The following is an 8,083-nucleotide window of genomic DNA, read 5'->3' on the forward strand; positions in this document are numbered from 1 at the left end:
TAAACTCTCGACATGCGCCGTCTCGGTGAGCGTCCGGCCATCACATATTGACGGGCGGCCTGACCCGCTGCCTATCGAGTCGGCTTGACCGCCCCGACGAAGGCGACGCATTCCACCAGGTTGAGCGCGGCCATCATCAGATACTTCTCTGCCTCGGTGCGCACAGCCATCAGGTCGTGCTCGTCGAGCCAGCTGTAGACGAAGGCCAGCAGGTAGCGCTCGGCGTGCTCGGTGTGGAACTGCTCGACGAGCTTGGTCGCCAGTTCCTGCGGCAGCCCTTCGTTGAAGCGCGCACGCGCCGTCAGGCGCTGCAGGCAGCCGTCCTGGATGTCCTCGGTGACCAGCGGCCACTGGTGGCCGCTGAGCTTCATCGCCTGGAAGGTCACGAACGGGATGTGCAGCGCGACCTCCAACTGCGCCATGTCCACCCCCATCCCCGGCAGCGCCAGGAACGCGGCGAGCGTGTTGGGCTGCTGGGCGTAGATCTCGTCGGCCAGGCGCACCTTCTGGTCGTGGCTCATGCGGCGCACGGCGACGTCGGCCTCGATCACCACCCACTGCGTGAGCGTCCCAATCGTCAGGCCGGCCGCCAGCGAAGCGGCAGCAGTTCTTCCAGCCGGTGGCTGGGGTGCGTGTGGATGCGCGCCAGAACGTCGCGCAGGTAGACCCGGGATCCAGGCCGTTGAGCTTGGCCGACTGCACCAGGCTCATTACCACAGCCGCGCGCTGCCCGGCCAGCGCGCTGCCAGCGAACAGCCAGTTCTTGGCGTCACGTTCATCTGTGCATTAGGGAATCGCTGATCAAGTCCTCGGCTTTGTAACTGTGTGCGTTGAAGCTAGCGACGCAGGATGCGGGGGATGACGATGAAGCAGATGACGTTGGCAGCGGCGGCCGATGCGGCGGGACGTCGCTCCACTGGAACCGGCAACATGTCGCGCCAAGCGGGCGTTTGACTTCCACCGGAATGTCCGCCACGAGGCTCGGCTAGCAGGGTTCCGTCCACGTCCGCTAAACTCCGCCCGTGCGTCGCTTGATCCTTCTGTTTTTGTTGTCCGTCCTGCCTCTCCAGTTTGCCTGGGGTGCGGCAGCGACGTACTGCGGCCACGAGCAGGCTCCGAGTTCAGGGCACTTCGGGCACCACAGCCATCAGCACCAGGCGAAGGCCGAGTCCGATTCAGGGTCCGCTGCCAAGAAGGCCTCGGTGCTTGCAGACGACCTTGACTGTGCGTTTTGTCACCTGGGTTGCGTGCAACCCTGTGCCAGTCAGACCGCTTCGGTTGCTGCGATCCGGTCCTCTGTCCTGGCGCTGCCCACGCTTCTTCTTCCGGATTCCGGTCGCCCTGGCCGGATCGAACGCCCCAAATGGCTCCTCGCCGCCTGATTCGGCGAGGGACTGTCACATCCATTGAGTTTGCCCCCTAGCGACTGACGCCTCGCCGAATTCTTCCGCTTTGTTGTTCATAGCAACCTGGAGAATTCGATGCGAACGAAGTCGCTGGCCCTTGCCGGTTCCCTGCTCTGCCTGTCCAACATCGGGCAGGCGCAAGTCCCGGCGCAAAAGCCTGGCGTCCTCCCCCCGGAAACCGCACCGACTCAGGCGCAGCAGCGTCTGAGCCTGGCGGAGGCCCTTGCGCTGGCCGAGGCGGCAAGCCCGACGCTGCGATTGAAGATGGCTGAGCTGTCGGCGGCCGAAGGGCAGCGTGCCGACGCAGGCGCGTGGCTCTACAACAACCCGCAGTTGTCCGTCGACCAGACGCGACGATCCGTGCCTTCGACCACCGGGTCGGAACGCCGCAGCGAGTGGGGCGCGGGTCTGTCCCAGACCTTCGAGGTGGGCGGACAGCCGTCCTACCGTCGCGAAGCCACCAGTGCTGCGCTGACCGCCCTGCGGCTGGAGATCGCCGACGTCCGCCGCCACGTCCGCGCGGAGGTGGCCGAGCGACACACGCGCGTGCTCGCGCTGCAGCAGCGGGCCGACACGGAGACGCAGGCACTGAAGCTGTTCGATGACACGGCCGTGGCGGTGCAGCGAAGACGGCAGGCGGGCGAGGACACGCGGCTCGACGCCAACGTCGCTCGCGTCGAAGCCGAGCGCGCGCGCAATCAGCTGGCCCAGATTCAAGAGCAACTGCTCGAAGCACGCGCCGAGTTGGCCAAGCAATTGCAACTGCCGCCCGGGAGCCTGCCGATGGCGACAGGTGAACTCTCGGCGCAGCGCGCCGGTTACTCCCTCGACGCCCTGCTTGCAAGCGCCGACAACCAGCCACGCGCCGGCGCTCTGGCCGCGCGCGAGACCAGTGCCGCCGCGCGGCTGAAGCTCGAACGGGCCAGCACCTACCCGGACGTGACCGTAGGGCTGAACGTCGGTCGCGAGGGGCCCGGGGCGGCGCGCGAACGCTTGACGACCTTGACCCTGTCCGTTCCCTTGCCGCTGTTCAAGCGCAATTCCGCAGGCATCGGCGCAGCCCAGACCGAGCTCACGCAGGTCCAGATCGAGCGGCAGGCGGCGCAGCGCGATGCCCGCGCAAGCGTCAGTTCGCTGTGGGCGCGGCTGGCAAGCCTCGAGGATCGGATTCGCCGGCTGCAAGAGTCCGTGCTTCCTGCCCTGGCGGACAACCAGCAACTCTCCATCAAGTCGCAACAAGCGGGACAGATCGGCCTGCTCGAACTGATCGTCGTCAGCCGGCAATCCCTGGATGCCAGGCGCGACCTGATCGACGCGCTCGCCGACTACCAGAGCACCCGCATTGCCCTCGAACTCGCGGCCGGCTGGCCGCAAGAAGGAACCCAACCATGAAGAACTCGAAACCGCACGGCTCATCCGCGTCGCTGGTGCTGACGACGCTGGCCCTCGCTCTGGCAGGCGCCCTGACCGCCTGTGGCGGCGGCGAGAAATCCGCCGAGGCCAAGTCCGCCGAGAAGGCCGCTTCCGCTCCCGAGGGAGGGCACAAGGAGGAAGGCGGGCTGAAGCTGTCGGCCGAAGAAGCGCAGCGTGCCGGCATCAAGCTCGAGAAGCTCGCTGAGCAGGGTTTCGCCGACTCGGTGACCGTCACCGCGACGATCCGTCCGAACCAGGATCGCGTAGCCCGCGTGGCGCCGCGCGTCGAAGGGCGCATCGTGCAGGTCACCGCGAAGCTGGGTGACACCGTCAAGGCCGGTCAGGTGCTGGCCGTCCTCGACAGCCTGGCCCTTGGCGAAGCACAGTCTGCCCTGGAGCGGGCGCGATCGGCACAGCGCGTCGCGCAGGCCGACTACGCCCGTGCGGAGTCGCTGGCCAAGGACGAGATCATCCCGCAACGCGAACTCCTGCGCGCCAAGTCATCGCTGGAGACGGCAAACGCCGACCTCCACGCAGCGGAGGACAAGTTGCGCCTGTTGGGAGGCACCGCGTCGCACACGGAGCGTGCCGCATCGACGTTCGCGCTCACCGCGCCCCTGGCCGGAACAGTGGTCCAGAAGAAGGCCACGATCGGCGAACTGGGTTCTCCTGCGGAACCGCTGTTCTCCGTGGCCGACCTCTCGACGGTCTGGATCGAGGCCGATCTGACCGAGGACAAGCTCGCGCGCGTGAAGGTCGGCGCCGCGGCAACGGTCACCGTCAATGCCTACCCGAACGAGCGCTTCTCCGGTCGCGTGACCTACGTCGCCAGCATGCTCGACAAGGACAGCCGCACGACGCCCGCACGCATCGAGGTCCCCAACAAGGACGGCCGGCTGAAGCCGGAGATGTTCGCCAGCGCCACGATCGAGACCGGTGCGGCGCGTGCGCCGGCGCTGTCGGTGCCCAGCGCGGCGATTCTGCTGCTGCAAGGGCAGCCCACGGTGTTCGTGGCCGAAGGCGGCGGCTTCGAGCCGAGGGCCATCGAACCCGGGGACAAGGTCGGCGGACGCACGGTGGTCAAGGCCGGAGTCAAGGCCGGTGAGCAGGTGGTTGCCGAAGGGGCGTACGCCCTGAAGGCGCGGCTGCTGAAGTCGCAAATCGGCGAAGGCCACTGAGAAAGATCACCCATCATGCTCAACGCCATTGTCGATGCCTCGCTTCGATACAAGGTCCTGGTCATCGTCGCCTTCCTGATCGTCATCGGTCTCGGGGTGCAGGCGTTTCGTCAGGTCCCGGTCGATGCCTTCCCGGACGTCACGCCCATCCAGGTCAACGTCTACACCGAGTCACCCGGCCTTGCAGCCGAAGACGTCGAGAAACTGCTCACGGCCCCGATCGAAGGCGCCCTCGCCGGCCTGCCCGGCGTTCAGGAGGTGCGGTCCGTTTCGCTCTTCGGCCTGTCCTATGTCGGCGTCTACTTCGATGACGACGTCGACATCTACTTCGCGCGCCGCCTCGTCGGCGAGAAACTGCAGGACGTGAAGGGCCGATTGCCCCAGGGCTACGGCGAACCCGTTCTCGGCCCGAACAGCTCCGGGCTGGGCCAGGTCTTCTGGTACACGGTCGAGTCGGCGGACAAGAACCTGTCCAGCATGGACCTGCGGACACTGCACGACTGGACTGTCAGGCTGATCCTGCGCACGGCGCCCGGTGTGGACGACATCATTACCTGGGGTGGCGACGAGAAGCAGTTCCAGGTGCAGATCGATCCGAACGCACTCGTCAAGTACAAGCTGTCGTTCAAGCAGGTGATGGAAGCGCTGACGGCCAACAACAAGCAGGTCGGCGGGCAGTCCATCAATCTGGGCCGCGAGCAGTACCTGGTGCGCGGCCTGGGCCTGGTGAGCAATGTGACGGACATCGGCGGCATCGTGGTCGCCGAACGCGGCGGTGCGCCGATCCGCGTGCGCGACGTGGCCAAGGTCGTCGAGGCGCCGGCACCGCGCTTCGGTGCCGTCACCCGCGACGGCAAGGAAGCCGTGCTGGGCATGGCGCTGTCGCGCGTCAACGAGAACGCCAAGACCGTGGTCGACGCCGTTAAGGCCAAGCTCGCCATCGCGCAGGCCGCGCTGCCCAAGGGCGTGACGCTCAAGCCGATCTACGACCGGACCGAGATTGTCGAGAAGGCACTGAAGACCGCAGAGAGCTCCCTGGTCGAGGGCGCGATCCTGGTGGCGGTGATCCTGTTCCTCTTCCTGGGGGAGTTCCGGTCCGCCATCGTCGTGATCGTCACGCTGCCCCTGTCGATGCTGATCGCCTTCATCCTGATGCAGCGCTTCGGGCTGTCGGCCAACCTCATGTCGCTCGCCGGGCTGGCGATCGGCACCGGGATGATGGTGGACGGCGCCGTGGTCATGGTCGAGAACGCGTTCCGGCTGCTCTCGCATGCGCGCGAGTCCGGCAAGCCGATCAACAAGACGCACGTGATGCTGGAAGCCGCGCGCGAGGTGGTCAACCCGATCGCATTTGCGATCCTGATCATCATCGTCGTGTTCCTGCCGCTCTTCTCCCTGACCGGCCTCGAGGGCAAGCTGTTCAAGCCGATGGCCCTGACCATCACGTTCGCGATGGCCGGCTCGCTGGTCCTGTCGCTGACGCTCGTGCCGGTGCTGGCCGCATTGATCCTCAAGCCCAAGGAAGAGAAGGACACTTTTCTCGTTCGCTGGGCCAAGAAGGCCTATGTACCGCTGCTGGACTGGGCGCTGGAGCGCAAAAAGCGCGTGATCGGCACGGCACTCGTGCTGCTCGTCGGCACGCTGGCCCTGTTCCCCTTGCTCGGCAAGGAGTTCATGCCGCAGCTTCAGGAGGGGGCCATCATGTTCCGCGTCACTGGCATCCCGTCGACCTCGCTGGACGAATCGCTGCAGGTGTCCCAGGCGGTCGACACCACCCTGCGCACGAAGTACCCGCAGGTTCGCTCCGTGCTCGCCACGATCGGCCGCGCCGAGAAGGGCGAGACCGCGGACGTGAACTACATGGAAGTGCTGGTCGACATGAAGCCGCAGGCCGAGTGGCCGGAGAAGACGACCTACTCGGCGCTGGCATCGCAGATGCAGGAGGACCTGGAGAAGGTCGTCCCGACTTCCGTCTTCGGTGCCACGCAGCCGATCCAGATGCGGGTGGAAGAGCTCATCTCGGGGGTGCGCGCCACGCTGGCGCTGAAGTTGTACGGCGAGGATCTGGAGACCCTGGACCGCCTGACGGCGCAAGCCAAGAGCGTGCTGGAGAAGGTGCCAGGCGTCACCGACCTGTCAGCCGAGGCCAACAAGGGCAAGCCTCAGCTCGTCATCAAGGTCAACCGCGAAGCGGCCTCGCGCTACGGCATCAATGCCGACGAGATCCTGGAGGTCGTGCAGGCCGGCATTGGCGGCAGCGCCGTGTCCACGCTCATCGATGGCACCAAGCGCTTCGACATCGCCGTACGCCTGGCCGACGGCTTCCGGGCCGATCCGGAGGCCATCGGCTCCATCCCGATCCGCACCGCCGAGGGAGCGCTCGTACCCTTCTCGCAGGTGGCCACGCTGGAGCTCGACGAAGGGTATTCGTTCGTGCGTCGCGAGGCCCTGCAGCGTTATGCCGTGCTGCAGATGGACGTCAAGGGCCGCGATGTCGACAGCTTCGTGAAGGAGGCTGACGCGAAGCTCAAGGAAGCGGTGCAGATGCCGGCGGGCTACTGGGTCGAGTGGGGCGGCGCCTTCGAGAACCAGCAGCGCGCGCTGGCCCGTCTGGCCCTGATCGTTCCGCTGACGATCGGGCTGATCTTCCTCTTGCTGTACACCGCGTTCAATTCGCTGCGGCACGCGACGATCATCATCGCCAACGTGCCCTTCGCGATCATCGGCGGCATCATCGGCCTGTTCGTCACAGGACAGTACGTCTCGGTCCCGTCGGCAATCGGATTCATCGCGGTCTTCGGGGTCGCGATGCTGAACGGCATCGTGCTGGTCTCGTTCCTCAACGATCAGCGACGACACGGGCTGTCGGTGAGAGAGGCGGTCCGGCAAGGGGCTGCGCTCCGGCTGCGGCCCGTGCTGATGACGGCGTCGGTGGCCATCCTCGGCTTGATCCCCATGCTGCTGTCCACCGGCGTCGGCGCCGAGACCCAGCGGCCGTTGGCGACCGTCGTCGTCGGAGGCCTGATCACCTCGACGGCGCTGACGCTGCTGCTGCTTCCCTTGATCTACGAGTGGGCTGAACTGCGTGCCGAGCGCCGCCGACAGCCCCAGCCGGTTCCCGCCGTCGAAGGAGCGACACCATGAAGGAAATCAAGGCCTACGTCCACGCCAGCCGCATCGTCGACGTCATCGCCGGGCTGAAGGGCTCGACGGTCTGGGGCGATCCGAATCACGACGAACACAACCTGGCGGTCTACGTGGTGAAGGGGTCACTCGTGCCCCTGGACGATGCCGAGCGTCACTACTCGCTGGAACTCGGTGAAGAGATCATCAACGAGTACAAGGTCGAGCTGCATTGCCACGACGAAGATGTCCCCGCGCTGGTGGACGTCATCCGGCGCACGGCGAGGACCGGGTCGGCCGTGGCCGGCTGGATTTACGTGATGGACATTGCTTCGGCCGAGCCGATCCGATGACTCGACAGCAAGTCTGTCCGGCTCGGCCGCGCGAGAGGGTTGGGCGATGAGCGCGGGGCACGACCACGCCTTGCCGGCGACGACCAAGGAGCGCTCGCTGCGCTGGGCATTGGTGCTGACCTCGGCCTTCCTCATCGCCGAGGTCGTGGGGGGCGTCGTCCTGAACAGCCTTGCGCTGCTGTCCGATGCCGCGCACATGTTCACCGATGTGGCTGCGCTCGCGATCGCGTTGGCGGCCATCAGGATTGCCCGCCGGCCTGCGGATCAGCGTCGGACCTTTGGCTATCACCGCTTCGAGATCCTGGCAGCGGCCTTCAATGCGCTGCTGTTGTTCGGCGTCGCCGGCTACATACTCTTCGAAGCGTGGCAGCGCTGGCGCCAGCCCGAGGAGGTGCAGACGACCACTGTGCTGGTGGTGGCAGCGCTCGGGCTGGTGGTGAATCTCGCGAGCATGTGGATGCTGCGTTCGGGCAAGGACGCCAGCCTGAACGTGAAGGGTGCCTATCTCGAGGTGTGGAGCGACATGCTGGGATGGCGGATTCAACCGATCGATGCAACACACTATGACCGCCTGGCGGAAGGAGTGTTGCGATGAAGCAGCGACCTCGGA

6 protein-coding genes and 2 pseudogenes are annotated in these 8,083 nt (G+C 66.2%); 6 read left to right on the forward strand and 2 right to left on the reverse strand.

Annotation, left to right across the window (positions count from 1 at the left end; genetic code table 11):
- Window positions 1–71: 71 nt before the first annotated feature.
- On the reverse strand, window positions 72–551 hold the full coding sequence (locus tag KAK03_RS19160; RefSeq protein ID WP_231637970.1) for a hypothetical protein: 480 nt from the start codon (window positions 549–551) through the stop codon (window positions 72–74).
- Between the two features lie 26 nt (window positions 552–577).
- Window positions 578–765, reverse strand: a pseudogene (locus tag KAK03_RS25100) (transposase domain-containing protein); the annotation flags it as partial.
- Between the two features lie 257 nt (window positions 766–1,022).
- On the opposite strand from KAK03_RS25100, the gene czcI reads away from it, so the two are divergent.
- The 6 genes and pseudogenes from czcI to KAK03_RS19185 all read left to right on the forward strand — a co-directional run.
- A complete protein-coding gene (czcI, locus tag KAK03_RS25525) occupies window positions 1,023–1,382 on the forward strand; it encodes a cation efflux protein, CzcI family (protein ID WP_369691117.1) in 360 nt (119 codons plus the stop codon).
- A gap of 99 nt (window positions 1,383–1,481) precedes the next feature.
- Window positions 1,482–2,798 (forward strand): TolC family protein, encoded by a 1,317-nt coding sequence (locus KAK03_RS19165; RefSeq protein WP_210856292.1) that lies wholly within the window; start codon window positions 1,482–1,484, stop codon window positions 2,796–2,798.
- Window positions 2,795–3,997 carry an efflux RND transporter periplasmic adaptor subunit gene (locus tag KAK03_RS19170; RefSeq protein WP_210856294.1) on the forward strand — a complete coding sequence of 401 codons (1,203 nt, stop codon included), beginning with the start codon at window positions 2,795–2,797 and terminating at the stop codon, window positions 3,995–3,997. Before KAK03_RS19165 ends, KAK03_RS19170 begins: the two co-directional genes overlap by 4 nt.
- Before the next feature lie 15 nt (window positions 3,998–4,012).
- Complete coding sequence (locus KAK03_RS19175; RefSeq protein WP_210856296.1) at window positions 4,013–7,141, forward strand: efflux RND transporter permease subunit; 3,129 nt, start codon at window positions 4,013–4,015, stop codon at window positions 7,139–7,141.
- Window positions 7,138–7,473, forward strand: a complete 336-nt coding sequence (locus KAK03_RS19180; protein WP_210856298.1) for a P-II family nitrogen regulator — start codon at window positions 7,138–7,140, stop codon at window positions 7,471–7,473. The genes KAK03_RS19175 and KAK03_RS19180 overlap by 4 nt, the downstream gene beginning before the upstream one ends.
- A 46-nt stretch (window positions 7,474–7,519) precedes the next feature.
- Window positions 7,520–8,005 (forward strand): annotated as a pseudogene (locus KAK03_RS19185) (cation diffusion facilitator family transporter); the annotation flags it as partial.
- Window positions 8,006–8,083: the final 78 nt, after the last annotated feature.

The sequence above is a fragment of the Ideonella alba genome, from assembly GCF_018069845.1.
Lineage (GTDB): Bacteria > Pseudomonadota > Gammaproteobacteria > Burkholderiales > Burkholderiaceae_C > Ideonella > Ideonella alba.